The sequence below is a fragment of the Streptomyces sp. 63XJN7_1_ISO-PGPR-S23-121 genome, from assembly GCF_056173025.1.
In genome coordinates, this window is record NZ_CM149653.1 from 7,530,893 (window position 1) to 7,551,417 (window position 20,525).

A 20,525-nucleotide genomic window follows, 5' to 3' on the forward strand; every position below is an offset into this window, starting at 1 on the left:
GACCGCCGTCCGGCGGCTTCGGACCGGACCGTTCCCGAGCACTCGCCGGCCTGTCAACAATCCGCCGATGCACCGTAGTTGAACAGCGGAAAACCTTTCGCCGACGATCTTCCCGACCCCGTCCGCAGGCCCCGTTCGGACGCGTCCGCGTCCCTACGCTGACGCGGGTGCGAGGACAGCGACAGGGACGACGGCAGCCGGACGAAGGCCGGGACACCGCCCGTGGGCGGGCTCCCTCGACGCCCGTCCCGGAGCGCGTACCGGGCCCCGGCCGGCCCGGTGGGGCCGGGCCGCGCTCCATGCTCGCCCTCCAGCAGACGGCGGGGAACCTGGCCGCCACCCGGGCGGCCCGGCCGGCGGGCGGGCCCGCGCCGGGCCTCGGCACCCTGACGGAGGCCGCGGAGCACGGCCTGACCCTCCCCCCGTACCTCCTCGGCCTCGAGGCCCCGGGGCTCTCCTCCGCCCACGGGCCGACGGGACACGAGTTCGTCCGCACCACGGTCGCCGCCGCCGTCGGGCGCACCGACGGCACGGTCGCCGAGATCGCCCGGGAGCTGGCCGGCAGACCGGAGTCCTTCTACGGACAGGGCCGGGCCTTCGCCGTCGAGGGGACCGACGGCCGGGGCTGGTACGACGTGACGGTCACCGTCTCCCGCGCCCCCGACGAACGGCCCCCGGAGATCGACCCGTCCGCCCTCGCCCGGGCCAAGGACGAGGCCACCAAGGTCGACGTCCACCACACCTCGGCCACCGCCGTGACCTCCGGGTCCGGCAGCTCGTCGAGCTACGGCGCGGGCGGCACCTTCTTCGCGCTCGCGCCCGTCGTGCCCGGACTCCACCTGGGCGGCGTGGGCATGGCCCAGGCCCAGCCCTGGCAGTCCTCGCGGGAGAGCCGCGGCCAGAAGGGCGTCGCCGAGCCACGGGTGCTGCGCAGCGACTCGGGATCGGTCGAGGTACCGCGCAGGGTGCGGTACGGCGTGCGCGTCCAACGGCAGGACACGGCCCCAGCACCCACCGTGTACGGCGACGGCACGCTGACCCAACGGGTGCCGACCGAGAGCCTGGTCCCTTACGACACCCCCGCCCCGCCGCCGGCGCGGACCGTCGACGCCGCCCTGGCCGGGCGCCTACGGCATGCCGGGTCGCTGGCGCCGGTCGCGGTCACCGCCGCCGGCGGCACCGGACCGCAGGCGGGCGGCGGCGGGCTGTTCGACGCGGTCGCCGCCGTGCTGCACCCCTCGCTCACCGCCCCCGGCACCCCCGGACGGGCCCGGCTGTACGCGGCGACCTCCACCGCGGCCGTCCTGGAGGACATGCCCCGGCTGCTGGGCAACGGCGTCGTCGGCGAGGACCTGACCGGGCCGGACTCCCGTACGGCCGGCACCTACCGCATGCGCGCCCGCATCACCGGACTGGCGCCCGGATGGCCCGCCGGGAAGACGCAGTTGCGCACCCACGCCCACTCCCAGCACACGGCCGCCGACGCCGCCGGCAAGGGCCGCGCCGGCGCGATCGGGGCGGGGCCGGCCGCCGGCGCCGGCCTCGTCGGGAACGCCGCCGTCGTCCGGGCCGGGGTGATGCCCACCGCCGCCGCCCGCAAGGCCCGCTTCACCCAGTACGACCAGACGACGGCGCGCCGGCTGGGCGCCGAGGTCCGCGGCGACAAGGTGCTCTACCTGGCCACCGTGGACCTCACGGTCGAGGGCACGGGGACCGCCTCCGCGGACATGCTGCTGGGCCGGGCGTCCCGGGTGGCCCACCACCCGATGCGGATGTGGATGACCCTGCGGGCGGACGAGGCCCGGGACCTGGGCCTGGAGCTGCCGCCCGGCGTGGCGGCGGAGGCCTTCGTCACCCGGCCGAAGCGGCGCCGGGAGGGTGCCGCGGCCGACGGGGGGACGGAAGACGTCGAGCGTCACCTCCCGTTCGGCGCCCTCGGGGGCAGCGTCGCGCTCGACCGGCTGGACACCACCGGCGTGATCGCGTACATCGAGAAGGTCTTCGCCACGGATCCCCGGCTGGAGGGCTTCCTGCCCTCCTTCGGCGAGCGGAGGGGATCCGTCCCGTCCCCGGAGGAGGCCGAGGCCCAGCGGCACAACTACCGGGAGCTGGTCACCCGGCTCTCGGAGACCAACCTGAAGGCCAACAAGGACCAGTTGCTGTCCTCGGGCGTGCCGGTGCGCCTGCGCCGCAAGAGCCGTATGCACGCCCACGACGTGCAGGTCCGGGTCACGGGCACGCTCGGTGACCCGGAGTACGCCGGCGACATCGGGGACTGGCTGGTGCGCAGCCACTCCGGCGTCACCAGCAACCTGCAGAGCGGACGCGGCAGTTCGCGGTCGGCCGGCTGGTCGGCGGTCGGCCAGGTGCGGATCGTCCCCGGCGTGCTGACGGGCTCGGCCCGCCGGGACCGCAACCGTGTCAACAGCGCCCGCCGCAACCAGGCCGGGCCCACCACCCGCAGCGACGTCCTCACCAACGGCTCCGAGGACGCGAGCGTGTTCTCGGCGCCGCTGAACCTCCAGGTGCAGGTCACCATGACGCACCGGCAGCGCAAGGCCCGCCGCGCCGTCCTCCCCGGCTCCCCGGGGCGCGACGTGCCCCAACCCGAGCGCCTCGTCCGGGCGGACCTGGAACAGCAGGACGTGCGGCTGCTCACGCCGACCGCGTTCACCCTGGACGGCGAGGGCCGGCGCCGGCTCGACGCGGAGACCGCGGCGCGCGGCGCCCGGACCCGGGGACCGGAGTGGCAGGTGGACGCCCGGGGCATCGGGGACCTGGCCACGCTGACGCCCCGCCCGGCCCGCGGCCGGGCCCTGCGGCACTGGACGCTGGTGGAGACCGTCGGCTCCGGTGCGGAGATCCGCGGCCTCGCCTTCGACCTGCTGGCCCGGGCCGCGGCGAGGGACAAGGGCGTGCGCGAGGACCGCGCCCTGCAGACCGAGGGGCTCGCCCCCCGGCAGGCGATCGAGGAACGGCTCGGCCCCGGAGCGCTCACGGGCGCGCTGCGCCAGGCGGTGTCCTCGGGGTGGGTGGTGAAGAACCTGACGTACCCGCGGCGGCTGGCCGCGCTCGACGGCGCCGTGGGCATGCGGCTGGCGCTCACGGACCCGCGGGTGGTGCACGAGGGTTCGGGACCCGGCACGGAGACCTTCCTGCTCGGCGGGCACCAGGCCGGCGGCCAGCAGGCGCGCGGCAGCAGCACGACGTACCAGGGCGGGCTGACGGGCCTGCAGAACGGCCCCGAGTGGCGCACCGGGGAGGGATTCGCGGTGACCCGCGGCAAGGGGGAGAGCAGCGCCGAGGGCCTCACCGTGTCCGGCACGGTCGAGCGCAACGCCCACACCCCGCGCAAGGCCCCGCTGTACCTGGTCCGGTGCGATCTGCTGGTCACCATGGTCGCCGAGGTCAAGGTCACCGGCGGCGGCCCGTACGTGACCAGGGCGGCGCGGACGCTGCCGGGGCAGGTGGGCGTGTGGCTGACGGCGGAGCAGCTCTCGGCCCAGGGGCTCAGGCCGCCGGGGCGGACGTCCGGGGAACCCGCCGCCGACGGCGCGGCCGTGCCCCGGCAGGACCGGGCGCGGACACCGGCCGAGGGCGCCCGGCGGGAGGGTCCCCGCGCGGCCGCGACGCCCCTGGTGCCGCCCGCCGACCCGGCCCGCACCCCCGCACGGCCCGTCCCCGCCCTCGACGCCCGCCTGCCGCTCGGCATGGGCATGGTGGAGGAGCTGCCGGACTTCGTTCCGCTGCTGGGCAGGCTGCGCGACGCCCTCGGCCGGCGCGACCGGCGCCTGGCCGCGGACCTGCTGCCGCACCGGCAGCTCGACGACCCCCACGACAACGTGCAGCGGCTGCTGCGCGTCCTGGACCGGGACGGCTCCGCGGGGCTGCTGTCGAGCGCCATGGACGGCGGGGTCACCGTGGAGCTGTTCGACGGCCGCAGGACGCCGTACTGGGCGGTGTTCCGGGTGGACCGCAAGGGGCCCGGCCGGTTCGACGGGATGGCCGGCGACAAGCGGGACATGGAGTACATCACCTCGGCCTCCGCCTCCCGGGCGGCCGCCCGGGACCAGAGCCGCTCGCTCGGTGCGGAGGCGGTCCTCGCGGGGTCGGGGAAACCGGACGGGGGCGCAGGGACGCTGAAGAGCGCGGGCGGTGTCGCGGGCGCCGGAGCCGCCGCGGCGGACTCCGAGCGCAAGGGCTCCGCCTCCCGCGGCCAGGTCGGCATGAAGCTGGTCGCCGACGCCGCGACGAAGCCGGCGAGGATGCGGCTTCCGATCGACGCCTCGCTGGAACTGCACTCCCCGAAGGGCCGGGCGGCCGTCGTCGGGCTGGGCCGCAGGACCATGGTCCACCGCGTCCCCGAGGACGACCTGACGGCCCTGGCCCGGCTCGAGCCCGTCACCGCGGGACCGGCCGCCCAGGAGCCGCCCACCGCGGCGGACGCGGATCCCGGCCGGCTCGGTGCCTGGCGGGACGGCGGGGTGCGGCTGCCGACGGAGGCCCAGGTCAACGGCTTCCAGGGGGCGCCCCGCGTACGGCAGCTGGTCGACGCGGCGGTGGCGGAGGCCGGCGGCGGCCACCGCTACCGCGACAACGGGCAGACGGCCGCGTACACCCTGCGGGAGGCGGTCTCCACCGAGTGGCTGATCTCGGCGCTGCCGCTGCTGACCAACGCGGGGGCGGAGCTGCCACCGGTGCACGCGAGCGGGGCGCAGGGCCAGGACCTGCGGGCGTCGGTGCACGCACGGCTACGGGCCGGGAAGGTGCTGGGCACCGGCGCGAAGATGTCCTTCGAGGCGATCGCGCCGAGCGGCCCGGAGGGGCCCCGGCCCACCCAGGAAGACGGCCAGTACGCGACGGACCACGCGCGGACGGGGCGCGGGCTGTTCGGCGCGGGGGTCCTCAACGCCACCGAGTTCCGCCTCAACCAGGCCCTGGTCAACGCGGACGGCTCGGGCGGCGCGGGCGGCCCGACGGCGAGCGGCTCCGGCTCGATGCCGGTGCACAAGCCCAAACAGCGGTCGGTCCTCGTCCAGTTCACCCTGGACATCCGGGTCGTCGCGCGGGTCACCGCACGGGGCACCCACCGCACCGGCACGGCCGTGCGCGACCTGACGCTGCCGGCGCCGGTGGTGGTGCGGATGCCCGAACCGGTCGTCCGCCGCCTGCTCGCCGAGACGGCGGACGACACCAGGCTCCGCGCGGACGCCGGGCGTCCGGCCGTCGCCGACCCGCAGCCCTGAGCAGCCCTGAGCACCGGACGCCCGGGGCGGGCGGCTCACGGGCGGGGGGCCAGGGGACGGTCGCGGTCCAGCGCGGCGGGCAGCTCGGTCCGGCGGCGTATGCGCAGCTTGCGGTAGGTGCTGGTCAGGTGGGTCTCCACGGTGCGCCGGGCCAGGTGCAGCAGCTCGGCGATCTCGGTGTTGGTCCGGCCCGCGGCGGCCAGTTCGGCGATCCGGCGCTCGCTGTCGGTCAGCGCCCCGGAGCCGGTCCGGGCGTTCGCCGGGCCGCGGGCGCCGCTGTCGCGCAGGGCCTGTCCGGCCACGGCGAGCAGCCGCGCCGCGCCCGTGCGCTCGGCCAGGTCCGCCGCCTCGCGCAGGCGGTCGCGGGCACGGCCCCGTTCACCGGCGGCGAGGAGCTGGCGGCCCTGGGCCAGCAGGGCCTCGACCAGCTCCGTCGTAGCGCCGGCGGGCGCGCCCCGCAGGATGCCCACCGCCTCCTCGGCCAGCCGCGCACCGCGCCGCCCCCCGGTGGCGGTGCCCAGTACGCGCAGCGCCCGGCCCACCGTGCGCGGGGTGTTCCACACCCGGGCCAGCCGCAGTTCCTCCGCCGCCAGGTCCAGTGCCTCCTGGCCGCCGCCCAGCGCCAGCCGGCACTGCGCGACCGCCGTCCGCCACGGGGTGACGACGGGGCTGACCACGTCGCGGGCGGTCTGCCGGCGTCCGCACTCCAGGAAGTCGTGCAGCGCCCCCGCCGTGTCGCCGGCGGCGGCCCGCTGCACGCCCCGCGCGTACAGGAAGCGGTTCAGCTCCCAGGACTCCGGCGCCCGGCTCAGGTCGAACGCGGCCGCGAGACGGCCGGCCTCGTCCACGCGGCCGGTGTGGACGAGCGCCAGCAGGGCGTGGGCGTCCCGGTTGGTGGGCCCGGTGCGGGAACCCGCCGTGCCGGCGCGCGGTTCGCCGGCGAGCAGGCCGGCGTGGTCGCCGCGGGCCGCGCTGATGTCGGCGCGGGTGTTGAGGAGCGCCTGGTGCATCGGATGCAGCAGGGCGGGGTGCTGCCCGGCCAGCCCGCGCTCCACGAGCCGTTCCGCCTCGTCCAGTTCGTCGGCCCACTGGGCCACCGCGGCGGCCGTGCCCAGCAGGAAGGGCTCGGCGAGCGGGTCGGTGGGCTGGGCGAGGAGACCCCGGACGCGCGTCATCGCCTCCCCGGCCGAGATCAGCCCGGCCGTCGCCGCGTACCGCACCAGCAGGGCCTGCCCGGCGGTGCCCACCAGCTCCGGGGAGTCCTGACCGGTCTCGCACAGCCACCGGTACACCTCCTGACGGGTCGCCAGGTCCTCGTCGGACAGCAGCGCGCCCGCGGCCTGCACGGTGTGGGTGAGGCCCGGGTGGCCGGACAGCCGGCCGGCGGTGCGGCGCAGCACCTCCATGGCCGTGCGGATCTCGCCGCGGCCCGCGAGGGCGGTGCCGAGGGCGACGGCCGTGCGCACCCGGTTGCGCGGGTCGGCCGGTAGGTGCTGGGCCTCGGCGAGGCGCGCGATGGCCGCGGGGCCGTCGGCCGACGCGTACTCCAGGGACCCGAGCTCGGTCAGCAGCCGCCGGCGCCGGCCGTCGTCGAGCGGCTCGTCCAGCGCACGGCGCAGATAGCCGACGGCGTCGCCGGGCCGGGCGTCGTGCACGGCGACGGTCACCGCGTCCCGCAGCACGCGCGGGGCCCAGGGCAGCCCGACGGCCGGCGTCCGCAGCAGGTGCCGGGCGATCGCCTCGACCCGGCCGCCGCGGCGCAGCAGCACCTCGGCCGCGGCCCGGTGGGCGGCCTCCCGGCGCTGTCGCGGCCAGCCGGTGAGCACGGCGTCGCGCAGCAGCGGATGCGCGTAGCGGGGCCGGCCGCCGCCGTCCCGCCGCAGCAGCCCGAGCCGCGTGGAGGCGGCGAGCCACCCGGCGACCCGGGCGGGGTCCGCTCCGGCGGCCTCGGCGAGCAGGTCGACCGGCTCGCCGGCGTCCGCCCCGGCCGGGGGCCCCGCCGGGTCGTCGTCCCCGCCCGGCGGCCACGCCTGCTCCAGCGCCGCGAGGCACCGGGCCACGTCGGCCGTCGCGGCGCCGGCGCTGTTCAGCCACCAGGAGACGGCCGCCGGGTACGAACCGGGGTACAGCTCGGCGCTGGTGTCGGGCAGGACCGGGACGCCGCCGGGCGCGGCACCGTCCGGGCGCGGGGCGCCGCCGAGGTCGTCCAGCAGGGCGTGCAGCAGCAGCGGGCTGCCGGCACCGGCCCGCACACACTGAGCCGTCCAGTCCGGTCCCGCCGCCGGGAAGGCCTCCCGCACCACGGCGGCCGCCGCCGCGTCGCCGAGCGGGGCGAGGGTGTGGGTGCGCACGAGAGAGGGCGACAGGGCCTGGCTCAGCCCGGCCGGCCGCGGGTCGATGTCGTACTGGCTGCGCTCGGTGGCCACCAGCAGTACCGGTAATCGGTCCAGGCGCCGTGCCGCCTCCAGCAGCCAGCGGCGCGACGGCTCGTCGGCCAGGTGGACGTCGTCGGCCGCCACCAGCAGCGGTCCCTCGGCCGCGTACGAGCGCAGCAGCCGCCACAGCCGGGCCGCGCTGCCGCGGTCGTCGCCGTCGGGCGACAGGTCGGTGAAGTCCGGCACCGACGCGAGGAGTTGCAGGACCGTCCCGAAGGGCACCGCGGTGTCCTCGGGCGAGCAGCGCGCCCGCAGCACCCGCATGCCGCGGTCCGCCGCGTACCGCACGGCGCTCTCCAGCACGGCGGTGCGGCCGGTGCCGGTGGCACCGCGCACCAGGACGAAACCCCCGGTGCCGGCCCGGGCACGCTCGGTCTCGGCCGCCAGCAGCGCCCGGGCCTCGTCGCGTTCACGGAGCGGTCCGGTCATCGGGTGCCTCCTTGGTGGATGGTGCTCCCCCGGCCTGTGAGACGGGCGAACGCGGGCTCGGGTGGGTGTGAGGTGGCCCACGCGCGGAAACGCTGTTCCGTGCGGCGGGCGGCGGCTGTGGCGAGGCTCACGGTGGTGCGCGGCCCCGGCCACGGACCCGCACACCCGCGCTCATAACCCTCCTGACCTGCGGGAACGCCCACCCTAGGCGTGTCCCTCACGGTGCTCGCCCTGGTCTCGTGGTGTGACTCGTGGTGCTCCACGATTGCGCGGCCCCGGCAGCCGAAGAAGTGTGGAACACGCTCATCCGCTACCGGCCCCTGCCGGACGGCGGGCTCGTGAACAGGGGGGAAACGGTTGCTCAGCTCACCCCGGACCACCACCACGGCCACCCTCGGCGCCGGCCGGGTCACCCAGGCCGTCGACGGGCGTGTTCCGGTGGCGGTGTCCGCTCCGGACCCGATCAGCCGCGAGGGCGCGATCAGCCAGCTGCGCCGGCACCCGGAGGTCGACCTTCGCGAGGAGTCCGGCCCCGGCACGGTGGCACTGCTCATCGAGGACGCGCTGGACGAGGCGGCGCTCACCCGGCTGCGGAGGATCGTGCGCAGCGAGGGCGCGCGCGCCGTCCTCGTGGTCGGCGCGATCCGCGAGACCGAACTGCTGGACGTCGTCGAGTGCGGGGTCGGCGCCATCGTGTGGCGCCACGAGGCCACCGCGCACCGGCTGGTGCAGGCGGTGCTGGCGGCCTCCCGCGGCGACGGCGACCTGCCCGCTGACCTGATCGGACGGCTCATCAGCCAGGTGGGGACCCTGCATCGGGGGGCGGCGGGCCGCCCCGGCGCCCCCTCGCTGGGCCTCGCACCCCGTGAGGTGGACGTCCTGCGACTGGTCGCCGACGGCCTCGACACCGGGGAGATCGCCGGCAAGCTGTCCTACTCCGAACGGACCGTCAAGAACGTCATGCACGGACTCACCACACGGCTCCATCTGCGCAACCGCGCGCACGCCGTGGCCTTTGCCCTGCGGGAAGGCTACATCTGACCGAACGGGCAATCGAAGGCGGCGCGGCGGGACCGCGCGGGCAGGCCGTCCTGCCCGGGCGCCGTCCCCGGCGCGCCTGCGGGCCGGACGGCCCCCGGGGCACGATCGACGGCGGACGGCAGGCCGGGCGGAACGGCAGTGCGGGCAGGGCGGGAGCGCAAGAGTGATCCACGAGGTGGACGAGGTCCTCAAGACCCTCCTCGGCGGCGGGGCGTTGACGGGCTCGGGCATCGACGTGTCCTTCGAGGCACCCACGCGTGACTGGGCGGCCCGGCGCAACGCCCCCGTGGTCAACGCCTACCTGTACGACATCCGGGAGGACGTGGCCCGGCGTCAGCGCGGCCAGATGGCGGTGCGCGACGAGGACGACATCGTGGTGCGGCGCCGCCAGCCGCCGCGCTGGTTCCGGCTGTCGTACCTGGTGACGGCCTGGACGAAGACCCCGCAGGACGAGCACCGGCTGCTGTCCGCCGTGCTCGCGACCCTGCTGCCCCGCGAGATCATGCCGCCCTCCGAACTCCCCGGCTCACTGGGCGCGCTGGGCCTGTCGGTGCCGCTGACGGTGGCCGGCATCCAGACGGAGTCCCGGTCCCTCGCCGAGATCTGGTCCGCGCTGGGCGGCGAACTGAAGCCGTCCCTGGACCTGGTGGTCACCGCGCCCTTCCCCGCCTTCCCGGAGTACGACGCCGGTCCCCCGGTCACCGAGGGAGCCGTGGTCCGGGTGCGCGACCTGGCCGACGACACGGCGGAGCCCGCCGGACGCGCCCACCGTCCCCACCAGGTCGCCGCGGCGCGGGCCGCCCGCAGGTCCCGGTCCGGCCGGCCCACGGACCCGCGGTGAGCGCCCCGTACACCACCGCCGACGGCCCCGCGCCGGACACGGGCACCCACGGCGATCCCGCCCACGCGCTGCTCGCCCGGCTCGCGGTGCTGCGGGAGCGGGTGACCGTCCTCGCCGAGCAGCGGGCCGCCACCGACCCGACCGCCGACGACCCGTTGCGGGGCCTGTACCTGTCCGAGGAGGCGGTACGGCACCTGCTGCGCACCTGGCCCGCGGACAGCGGTGACGACGGCCTCGGGGCGGACCCCGGTGCCGCCCCCGACGCCGTCCACGGCGACGGTCACGGCGGGGAGACGGCCGACCGGCTGGCACGGCTGGCCGCACGGGCGGCGCTGACCGAACTGGACGTCGCCGTCCTGCTCGTGGCCCTCGCCCCCGACGTCGACCGCACCTTCGAGCCGCTCTACGGCTACCTCAACGACGACGTCAGCCGCCGCCGGGCCACCGTGGGCCTCGCCCTCGAACTGTGCGCCGTGCCCGCACACGCGGCCGCGGCCCGCGCCCGCCTGCACGCCTCCGCACCGCTGCGCGCCCTCGGCCTGCTGGAGGTCGAGGAGCCGGAACGCCCGTTCCTGACCCGGTCGCTGCGGGTTCCCGACCGGCTGACCGGCCACCTGCTCGGCGACGACACCCCGGACGCCGCGCTGCTCGGCCGGCTGCACCCGGTGCCGGAGCCGCTGCCCGCCGACCCGGCCGCCGAGGACTTCGCGCACCGGCTCGCCGCCCGCCTCCTCGCCGGACCGCTCACCGTCCACCTGCGGGAGCAGCACGAGGGGGACGGCCTGGCCGCGATCGCCTCCGCGCTGCGCCTCGCCGGTGTCGACGCGCTGCACTGCCCGGACCCCGGGGACCACGTCCCCGAGCTGCTGCGCGAGGCCCGCCTGGACGGCCGGGCCGTCGTCGTCACGGGCCTGCCCGAGCAGCCGGGCCCGCTGGTGCGGACGCTGACGGCGGCGAGGGACGTGACCGTCCTGCTGACGGACACCCGCCCCTACGACCCGCACTGGTCCCCCGACGATCCGCTGGTCCTGGAGGCACCGGGCCGCCGGGCCGGCGGGACGCCCGCCTGGCGGGCCGCGCTCGGCGCGGACGCCGACGGCTTCGACCTGGCCGCCACCGTCGCCCCGTACCGCCTGGGCGGCGACCGCATCCGGCGGGCCGCGCAGGCCGCCCGCGCCCTGGCCGCCTTCGACGCCGGCCCGGTCACCGCGGGCCACGTCCGCCTCGCCGCCCGCCGCCAGTCGGCCTCCGGCCTGGAGAGCCATGCCCGGCGCATCCGCCCCGCGGTGGACTGGGGGGACCTGGTCCTGCCCGATCAGCCCCTCACCCAGCTGCGGGAACTCGCCCTGCGCGCCCGCCATCGCGACCAGGTGCTCGGCGACTGGCGGCTCAGCGCCGGCGGCGGGCGCGGCCGGGGCGTCCTCGGGCTGTTCGCGGGCGAGTCCGGCACCGGCAAGACCCTGTCGGCGGAGGTGGTCGCGGCCGACCTGGGCCTGGACCTGTACGTCGTCCAGTTGTCGTCGATCGTGGACAAGTACGTCGGCGAGACCGAGAAGAACCTGGAACGGATCTTCACGGAGGCCGACCGCACCGACGCCGTGCTCCTCTTCGACGAGGCCGACGCCGTGTTCGGCAAGCGCTCCGAGGTCAAGGACTCGCACGACCGGTACGCCAACATGGAGAGCGCCTACCTGCTCCAGCGGCTGGAGTCCTTCGACGGCATCGCCCTGCTCACCACCAACCTGCGGGCCAACATCGACGAGGCGTTCACGCGGCGGCTGGACCTGGTGGTCGACTTCCCGTTCCCGGACGCCGGGCAGCGCCTCGCGCTGTGGCGGCACGGTCTGGTGCACGTCCCGTCCGCCGTCGGCATCGACCCGGAGCCCCTGGCCCGGGAGTTCGAGCTGGCCGGGGGTTCGATCCGCAGCGCGGTGGTCACCGCCGCCTACCTGGCCGCCGGGCGCGGGGACCATGTGACGGCGGGCGACCTGCTGGAGGGCGCCCGCCGCGAGTACCGCAAGGCGGGGCGGCTGGTGCCGGGCGAGGGCGGCTGGTGACCGTCAGTCCTCGTCCGGCCGGACGATCTTCCACTCCGCGTCGTCGGAGGCGGCGCAGTCGTAGATCATCAACCGGGCGAAGAGGTTGCCCCCGTCGGCGCCGTCCAAGTCCAGACACGCGTTGTTGCTGGCGAAGTTGCGGATCCAGTAGACACCGCTCTGCTGCTCGTCGAGCCACCAGAGCTGGTTGTCAGCGGTCGTGCCGTCGCAGTGGAACTCGGCGACGGGCGTCCCGAAGGGCCGGGCACCGTACTCGCCCAGGTCCATGCAGTACTTGTCCTTGACGTTCCGGATCTGGAAGAGAGCCGCCCCGCCGGGACCGCCCTTCTCGTCCGTCACCTCCAGGTCCCAGATCTGGTTGTCCCCGTCGGTGTCGTCGCAGACGGCCTGCTGCACGGGGCCGTTGATCTCCCCCTTCTCACGGCCGGGCAGTTCGGCGCACATGTCGCTGGCGGTGTTGCGCAGCAGGATGTTCCGGGCGGGCACCACGGGCGGCTCGCCCTTGGGCTTCTGCGTCGGCTGCGCGTCGCCGCCCCCGCCACCGCCACCGCCGCCGCCGTCGTTCTTCGGTTCCTCGGAGGCCGGCTGCTCGGCGGTCTGGACGGGCTCCGGCGCCTCCAGGGACGGCAGCGTCTCCGGTTTGGCACTGGGGCTGGGCGCGAGCGCGGCGCCCGCCTGCTCCGTCTGCTCGGTGGCGCTGGTGCGGACCTGGGGCTTGTAGGCGATCCAGATCATGACGAAGGCGATGGTCAGGGCCAGGGCGATGCCGAAGAAGGTGGCGAGCCAGCGGGGCAGGAACCCCCGCTGCACGTAGGTCCCCTCGACCTCGGTCGGATCGACGCCCGACCGGCGCACCGCCAGCTTGTACGGCCGCTCCTCCTTCGACCCGAACCAGATGATCCGGCGCGGCTTCAGCGTCGTGTCCACGAACGCCGCGCGCCCCGGCTCGATCTGCACGTTCCCCGGGCGGATCTCGTACGTCAGGTGGTCCCCGGTGTCACTGCCGGCGACCGATGCCGTCACCTTGGTGTTGCCGAGGTTGTCCACCGCGAGCCGCGGCCGCCCCCGGAACCTGCCCTTCACCGTGGGCGGCACCAGTTCCGCCCGCACCTGGGTGAACGGCGTGATCGTCAGGTTGCCCTCGGGGACCGTCACCGCTTCCGGATGCTCGGTCGGCGTGATCCGCACCGCGTACGGATTCGGGCCCGCGGTGGCGTCGGGGGTCCGCGGTGGCGCGAACGTCAGCTCGACGGTGCCGGTCGTTCCGGGGTACAGCCGCAGCGTATGCGGCTCGACGGTCGTCCAGGGCGCCACCTCCCCGACGGGTTCGAACCGGTACTCGTCGACGACGTCACCGGTGTTGCGCAGCCGTAGCCGCACCCGTGTGCTGCTGCCGGGATCCACCGTGACGGACGCGGGCTCCAGGGAAGTCCAAAGGCTCACGCCGCGACGCTACGGGTCCGCCCCGAAGCCGTCACGGGCTTCCGGGGCAGAGTTCGGTGCACCATCGGTCCCGCGATCCGCGGGCGGACGGGCAGCGGCCCGCCCGCCGGGCTCAGGACCGCGGGGCCGCGAAGAGCGCGTTGAAGTACATCCGCCCGACGCGGTCCTGGATCTTCGCCCGCCTCGTCTTCTTCGCGAAGCCGCGCCCCTCCTCCTCGTCGTACTTGGCGTTCGCGAGCTCGGCCACGATCGCGGCCAGCAGCCGCTGCTGCCCGGCGTCGCCGCTCGCCTGGACGTAGTTGACGAGGGCCTGCCAGGGGTTGCCCAGGTTGAGGCCCTCTTCCCGGGCGCGTTCCCGGACGGCGCTGGAGATCGTGTTGTCGGAGCTGGTGTACTCCATGCGCAGCTGACCCGTCAGGGCGTTCTCGTTCACCAGGACGTTGTGGTACTCGACCAGGGCCCGGCGCCCGCCCGACATGTCGACGTCGAAGCCGTCCTGGTGCTGCTTGAGGTGTCCCATCTCGTGCTGGATGGTCTGGGCGACGGTGAAGCCGCCCTCGGCGGTGCTGTTCACCAGGATCAGCCCGTACTGGGCCAGGTAACCGCCGCCGCCGGCCTGGGCCACGACGTCGCTGGCCGGCGTGCTGCCGTCGTGCCAGCCGTTGACCTCCTGGACGGTCAGCTTGCCGTCCGCGGGGGTCAGGCCGACCACGTTGCCCGAGGGGTACTTCTCGAAGGGCAGGTCGGCCCGGACGCCGGGCGGCACCTCCACGATCTTCACGGCGCGGGTGATGCCCAGCGCCGTCGTCGCCGACTCGACCAGCGCCGGGTCCAGGGCCCGCTGCACGGGAGCGGTCGTAAGGCCGCCCGTGGCGCGCTGGACGGCGTCCTCCCGGTCGCCCGCCCGTGCGTCGACCGCGCGCTGCGCGACGACCGAGGGGGCGGTGGCGGCGCCCGAGGCGAAGGCGGCGCCGTCGGCGACCGCCGCGCGTTCGGAACCCTGCCCGGGGTCGGTGACGGTGACGCCCGCGCCGTTGTCGTTGCCCGTCTCGCGGACGCCCCTGAGGTTCTTGTCCAGGTGACTGGCCTCGTGGGCGAGGATCTCCGTGTTCCCGACGGCCGAGGGCCCCAGGAAGATGTGGCTGCCGACCGTCATGGCCTGCGCGCCCATCGCCGCGGTCGCCCGCTGCGCCGTCGGGTTGTCGTGCACGCGGCCCGCGGAGAGGTTGTCGTTCTGGTAGAAGGACTTCGCCTTGGCGAGGAAGGGGCCGGGCAGGGGACTGCTCGGGGTCGCCATCGCGGCGTCGAGGAGACCGCGCTGGGCCGTCGGGCCCGTGTCCGCCGCCTGCCCGTGCCCGCACCCGGGACCGTGCTCGTGCCGCTCCGCCTCGACGGCCCGGGCCACGGCCGCGTTCCCCGCCCTGTGCTGGAGGTCCAGCATCCGCTGGACCGGCGCGCTCGGCGGGACCACGGGGCGGTGGGTGTCCCGCTCGTCGGACGGTCGTCTCCGCGTTCCGTGCGCGCGCACGATGCTCCCTTCGACACGGACGGTTGACCCCCCAGCCTGACCGGTCCACCCCCTTCACCGGCAGGTCCGCGAGGGCAGCCCTGGGGGCAGCCGGTCCGGCCCGGCCTAGCCGTCCGCGAACGGCCGCGCCCGCGACGCCGGCATCCGGATCACCACCGGCGTCACCAGTACGCCGTCCCGCACCCCCACGGCCGCCGGGCCGCGCAGCCGCTGCGTGTGCCGGTGCCGGACCCGGGCCACGGCGCGGAACTCCAGGGTGAACTGGACGAGCGCCGAGGTCTCCTTCGGCTTCTGCAGCGGCACCGTGCCGGCCGCGTGGCCCGCCGTGCTGGTGGGGCCGCCCTCGGCTCCGAAGGCGCCGGGCGTGTTGGTCATGCCGGACTGGTCGACCCTGACCGGACCGGCGCCTCCGCCGAGGCCGCCCGCGCGCCCGCGCCGGCCCGCCTGCCGGTGGTCGACGCCCGCCGGGCGGCCGTCCTCCGGCGTGCTCTGGGCCACGGTCTCGAAGGTCATCTCCTCGCTCTCGCCCAGCAGCCGGCCGTCCAGCAGCCGCGCGTGCAGCGAGCAGTCGATGTCCTGCCCCTCGACCCCGGAGGCGTGCACCGGCGGCAGTTCGGCTCCGCCCGCGACCAGCAGGGGCAGCGCGGCCTGGAGCCACTCCGTGGAGACGGCCTCGCGGTGCGCGTAGTACGCGGCGTTCCCCGGCCCGCGGAAGCCGGTGTCGGCGTGCGCGTCGGCCATCGCCCCGCCGATCAGCGCCCTGACCTGCGGTGCGCCCCGGAACCCGTCGGCCTGCGCCTCCAGCGGGAGCGTCGCCCCGGCGGCCCGCCAGGCGCTCAGGCCCCCCGGGGAGGCCTCGTGTGCGCCGGCCGCGACCGCCGGGTACTGCCCGGGGGCGCGCTCCTGCGGCACCGGCGTCATCCGGGCGAGGGCCGCGAGGTCCTTCTCCAGGGTGCGGTGGACCAGGCTCGCGTCGAAGCCCACGGTGGCCAGCCGCCCGCCGGCGGAGCGCAGTTCGAGTTCGGCCCGGACCGGGATGCGCACCTGAGCGGACGGGGCGTCGCCGACGATGGCGCGGAGGCCGGTCTGGGTCCGGGAGGTCCGGGACCGTCCGGTGGACTCCGTCCGGCCGGCGAGGGGGCCCGCGGTGCCGTCGGCCTGCCCGACGGCACCGTCCTCGGACCGCGCGCCGCCCGTCAGCCCGCCGGCGAGGCCGTCGGTCCGGCTCTCCTGGTGGCCCTGCGCGCTCTGCGCCGCGGCGACCGTCGCGTACTCCATCTCCCGGTCGCCGGCGGACGGCCCGACGACCGTGCCGGGGCCGGTGCGCCGGACGTGGAAGACGGCCCAGTAGGGCGTCGCCCGGCGGCCGGGCGTGCTGCTGTTGCGCAGCAGTTCCACGGGCACGCCGCCGTCCATGGCACCGGCGAGCAGGCCGGTGGCGCCGTCCCGGTCCAGGACGCGCAGCAGGCGCTGGACGTTGTCGAAGGTGTCGTCGAGGCGGCGGCGCGGCAGCAGGTCGTCGGCGAGGCTCCGGTCGTCGACGGCCGCGCGAAGCCGGTTCAGCAGCGGGACGAAGTCGGGGAGTTCGTCGATCAGGCCGAAGCCGACGGGCAGCGTGCCGGCGTGCCCGGGCAGGGCGGTGCCCGGTGCCGCGTCCCGTGTCGTGCCGGTGTCGCCGGAGCCGGACGCGGAAGCGGGCTCCCGGCCGTCCGCGCGGTCCGGCCGCTTCCCCTTTCCGTCGGGCTCCGGTGCCGTCGGCCCGAAGAGGCCGTCCGGGCCCAGCAGGGCGAGCGCGTCCCGCTGTTCCCGCGCCCGTTCCTCCGGGTCGCGCAGGCCCGCCGCCGCGAGCTGGGCGGCGGTGAGCCACAGGCCGACGGCGCCGGGGACGGTGCGGTGCCCGGCGGCCGCGTAGGGGCCCGAGCCGTTGACGGTGACCTCGGCGACCATGCTGACGTCCAGGTCGCACTGGACGAGGTAGAGGGGGCGGGAGCGCGGGTTGACGGCGTTGCGCTCCACGGTGCCGCCGAGCGTCCCGGCCGTCGCGTCGGTGGTCGCCGTCGCGCTGCGGTAGGAGGCCGACTCGGCCAGGCCCCAGCCGTCGGCGCCCTCGGCGCCCCGGCCCGAGACCGTGAGGCCGGTGCTCTTCGTCCGGGCGCGCTGTCCCGAGCCCTGGTGCCCGCCCAGCGCCATGTTCTCCATGCCGGCGCCGGTGGAGCGGTGCCGTACCCGGGGGCGGGTGAGGGCGAAGCGGGTGCCGACCGCGCCGTCCAGCGCGGTGAGCCGCCGGGGGTGGCGCAGGTCGGCGACGACCCAGCCGGAGGTGACGCCCTGCCGCAGGGCCGCGGTGACCGCCTGCGGGGCGAAGCGGTCCTCGACCGCGAGCCGCGGGGCGAGCCCCTCCGTCTCGAAGGCGGTGTCCCCGGGTGCGTCGCCGCGTCCCCGGCGGGCGGCCTGCGCCAGGAGCTGGAACGCCAGGTCACGCACCGGCTTGGCGTCGCCGACGGTCTCCACGAAGTCCCAGTCGCGCAGGCCGCGGCCGGGTGCCCGGGTGGTCAGGTCGCCGATGCCGGAGGCGTCCAGGGGCCCGGTCCGCGTGCGGCCCGCCGTGCGGTGCCGGTCCAGCCGGGCGTGCGTCTCCTCGTCGACGGTGAAGGCGGTGGGCGTGCTCAGGCGCACGTCCTGGCCCTCCTCGTCGAAGCGCAGGGGGTTGTCCCGCAGGCCGCGGTCGTCGGACGAGGCGATGCGTTCGGCCTCGGGCCGGTGCCGTCCGGGGCGGCCCGGCGTGACGGCGCGCTTGGCGGTGCGTTCCCGGCTGGTCATGGTGACGTCGACGCCGAGCCACAGCTTGGTGCCGAAGGTGCTGGTCGACACGTCGCCGCTGTTCAGCGAGTCGGTGCGGGTGACGGGGCCGCCCTGGGTGCGGCGGCTGGACTCCACCGCCGCGTCGGCCACGGCGCCCACGCTCAGCGCGCCCGGCACCAGGGAGGCCCGGACGCCTCCCTGCGCGCCGGCCCGGCGGGAGGTGGCGGCGCCGCTCTGACCGCCCGACCCGACGCCCGCGCTGCTGCGCACCAGCCAGTCGGCGGTGTCGCCGAGGTAGGTGAGGGCGCCGATCTGCCCGCGCACCCGGACCTGTACGTCGTGGGAGGTCAGGGCCGTCTTGCGGCGCAGCCGCACCGGGACGCCGGTGGACAGCAACTGGTCCTTGTTGGCGCGCAGGTTGGTCTCCGACAGGACGGTGACCAGTTCCCGGTAGTTGCGCCGCTGGGCCTCGGCGTCGGCGCGGCCCGCGTCCCGGCCCGTCGCCTGCGCGCCGAACGGGGGCAGATAGCCGGCCAGCCGCGGCTCGGTGGCGAACAGCCGGGTCACCGCCGCGATCAGGGGCCGGGTGTCCAGGTGCGTGAGGGCCACGCTGGATCCCGCCGCGTCGAACGGCAGCCGTCGTTCGGTCTTCTCGGGCAGGCCGTCCGGCCCGGTCACGGGCTTTCCGTCGGGCCCGGTCCGGTCGGGCTTCGTGTACAGCTCGCCCGGCTCGGTACCGGCCGGCAGCGGCAGCCCGAGGTGGTGGGCCTCCTCGGCGCGCAGGGTGACCCAGGCGTCGAGGACGTGCTCCGCGCCGCGGCGCGCGGGCCGTGCGGTGTGCCGCGGGGCGGCCGGCCCGGTGCCCTGCACGGTGAGGCGGACCCGGGCGCGGTAGAGCACCTTGCCGCCGCGGACCTCGGCGCCCTGCCGGGTGGCGGCGGTCTGGTCGGCGGCGGTGAACCGCATGCGCCGGTACCCGGCGACGCCCATGCCCGAGAAGCGCACGGCGGGCCCCGCGCCCGGTGCGCCGAGGCCCACGGCGGGGCCGGCGCCGGCGGTGCCGTTCGAGCCCTTGCCCACGGTGGCGCCCGCTCCGTGCGACACCTGCTGGTGGGTGCGCAACTGGGTCTGCCCGGCTCCCCAGCCGGGAACCAGCGAGACGATGTCGGCCCGCATCCGGTAGGCGCTCGCCGCCCCGGCGGCACCGGCGTCCAGGTCCTCGCTCGCCACCCAGCCCGCGAGCATGCGGGGCAGGTCCTGGAGGACGGTCGTGGTGCTGGTGGCCTCGTAGAGCCGGGCGCGTCCGGCCGAGCCGGGGGCGACCGCCGCGGGATGCAGCACGGAGGCGACCGTGTCGAACAGCCCGCCGCCCCCCGCGTGCGGGGCGGCGCCGTCCTCCACGGAGATCGCGGCCATGGAGGTGGCCTGCCGCACCGCCTTCCGCTGCCGCGCGCCGAGCTCGGGCCCGTGGGCGGGCGGGACGGTGCCCATCGGCACCAGGTGCTCGCTCGGCACCCGCATCGTCAGGGTGCCGGCGCCGTGGAACTCCTGGGGTGCCGTGCCGGGGCCCTGCCGGTCGATCCGGACGGTGTAGGTCACCCGACGCGTACTGCGCACCGTGCCGCCCGCGCTGCGCACCGTCCGGGGTTCGGACACCGTCCTCGTGGTGTGCACGTCGCGGTCGGTGCGCAGGGCGGCGCCCGCCGCCAGTTCGGCACCGGCCCACACCCCGGGGGCGGGCGTGGGGGCCAGCACCGTGCCGGAGCCGCTGAGGCCGAACTGCCGGGAGCGGACGGCGTCGGTCGCCACGGTGGCCGCCGAGTTGTGCTGCTGGTCCACCTTGGTGGCCGGGTCCGTGGCGGCCTCCGCGTCCGCCGCCCGCGTCGCCGACAGCCGGGGCGTGGTGGCCGCCGGGTTCGGGAACACGGACGGCCCCGGGTCGGCACCGGAGCCGGGGCCGAGGGAGACCGTGACGTCGTAGTCGGCGTCGGCGCCCCGCACGGAGAACGCGCGGCCCCGGCCGTAGAACGACTCCGGGCGGCCGGCCAGCTCCCGCCGCACGGCGGCGACGTCGCCGTCCGTCCGGCCGGTGACCCGGGTGAGGACGTGCCCGACGAACTCGTGGCCGGTCAGCCCGGTGGCGGTGGAGAGCCCCGCCGACGTCATGTCCCGCAGGTACGGCGGCAGCACCAGGAGGGGCGGCGGCGCGCCGTCGCTCCGGCCCGCCCCGGACGGTCCCCCGCCCGGGCCGGCCGCCGGCGGAGTGCGCCGGCCCTGCCGGGCGGGGCGCCGGGGCCGCGGGGGGCCGGTGTCGCCCTGCCGTCCCGGCGGCGCCTCCTCCTCGGCGATCGGGGCCAGGGGCGCCCGCGCCACCACGGGCGGTCCGGGCGTGCTCGCCGGGGGCGGTGCGGTGCGGTTGCCGAGGAGGCGGGCGGCCGCGCGGTTGCCGGCGGCACCCTGCACGGCCCACAGCTCCCTCGGGCCGAGTGCGGACGCGGCGGCGGACGGGAGGCCGGCCGGGAGGTGCGCGGCGCCGGCGGCGCCGGGCACGGTCCGCGGGGGCACCGCCGCCGGGCCCGTCCGGTCCGCCGCGGCGCCGTTCGTGCCGGACTCGTCCCGCCGTCCCCGCATCGCACGCCCCCGCCCGACGAGGCGCCGGCCCCGTCCCCGTCCTCGTCGCCGGCTCGGCGTGGTGCGGAGCCC

At 76.9% G+C, this 20,525-nt stretch carries 8 protein-coding genes; 4 read left to right on the top strand and 4 right to left on the bottom strand.

Annotation, left to right across the window (positions count from 1 at the left end; genetic code table 11):
* Window positions 1–167 precede the first annotated feature (167 nt).
* The gene (locus AC0VYN_RS33680) at window positions 168–5,246 is read left to right on the top strand and encodes a hypothetical protein (protein ID WP_475534021.1); all 5,079 of its coding nucleotides are present in this window, start codon (window positions 168–170) and stop codon (window positions 5,244–5,246) included.
* A gap of 35 nt (window positions 5,247–5,281) precedes the next feature.
* Here the strand turns inward: AC0VYN_RS33680 and AC0VYN_RS33685 are convergent, their stop codons facing one another.
* Window positions 5,282–8,110: an AAA family ATPase gene (locus tag AC0VYN_RS33685; protein WP_475534022.1), complete on the bottom strand. Its 2,829-nt coding sequence runs from the start codon at window positions 8,108–8,110 to the stop codon at window positions 5,282–5,284.
* Window positions 8,111–8,467: 357 nt separating this feature from the next.
* Between AC0VYN_RS33685 and AC0VYN_RS33690 the strand changes: the two genes are divergently transcribed.
* From AC0VYN_RS33690 to AC0VYN_RS33700, 3 genes are all read left to right on the top strand, one after another.
* Entirely contained in the window at window positions 8,468–9,151 is a 684-nt protein-coding gene (locus AC0VYN_RS33690; RefSeq protein WP_386921906.1) for a helix-turn-helix transcriptional regulator, read from the top strand.
* A 163-nt stretch (window positions 9,152–9,314) separates the two neighbouring features.
* The gene (locus AC0VYN_RS33695) at window positions 9,315–9,992 is read left to right on the top strand and encodes a Pvc16 family protein (RefSeq protein WP_385458348.1); all 678 of its coding nucleotides are present in this window, start codon (window positions 9,315–9,317) and stop codon (window positions 9,990–9,992) included.
* Window positions 9,989–12,049, top strand: coding sequence for an ATP-binding protein (locus AC0VYN_RS33700; RefSeq protein ID WP_475534023.1), 2,061 nt, complete (start codon window positions 9,989–9,991; stop codon window positions 12,047–12,049). The genes AC0VYN_RS33695 and AC0VYN_RS33700 overlap by 4 nt, the downstream gene beginning before the upstream one ends.
* A 3-nt stretch (window positions 12,050–12,052) precedes the next feature.
* On the opposite strand, the gene AC0VYN_RS33705 is transcribed toward AC0VYN_RS33700, so the two are convergent.
* The 3 genes from AC0VYN_RS33705 to AC0VYN_RS33715 form a co-directional block, all read right to left on the bottom strand.
* Window positions 12,053–13,492 (bottom strand): RICIN domain-containing protein, encoded by a 1,440-nt coding sequence (locus AC0VYN_RS33705; RefSeq protein ID WP_475534024.1) that lies wholly within the window; start codon window positions 13,490–13,492, stop codon window positions 12,053–12,055.
* 112 nt (window positions 13,493–13,604) lie between these two features.
* Window positions 13,605–15,020, bottom strand: a complete 1,416-nt coding sequence (locus AC0VYN_RS33710) for an eCIS core domain-containing protein (RefSeq protein ID WP_475534025.1) — start codon at window positions 15,018–15,020, stop codon at window positions 13,605–13,607.
* A gap of 105 nt (window positions 15,021–15,125) precedes the next feature.
* Window positions 15,126–20,453 carry a hypothetical protein gene (locus AC0VYN_RS33715; RefSeq protein ID WP_475534026.1) on the bottom strand — a complete coding sequence of 1,776 codons (5,328 nt, stop codon included), beginning with the start codon at window positions 20,451–20,453 and terminating at the stop codon, window positions 15,126–15,128.
* Between the last annotated feature and the right edge of the window lie 72 nt (window positions 20,454–20,525).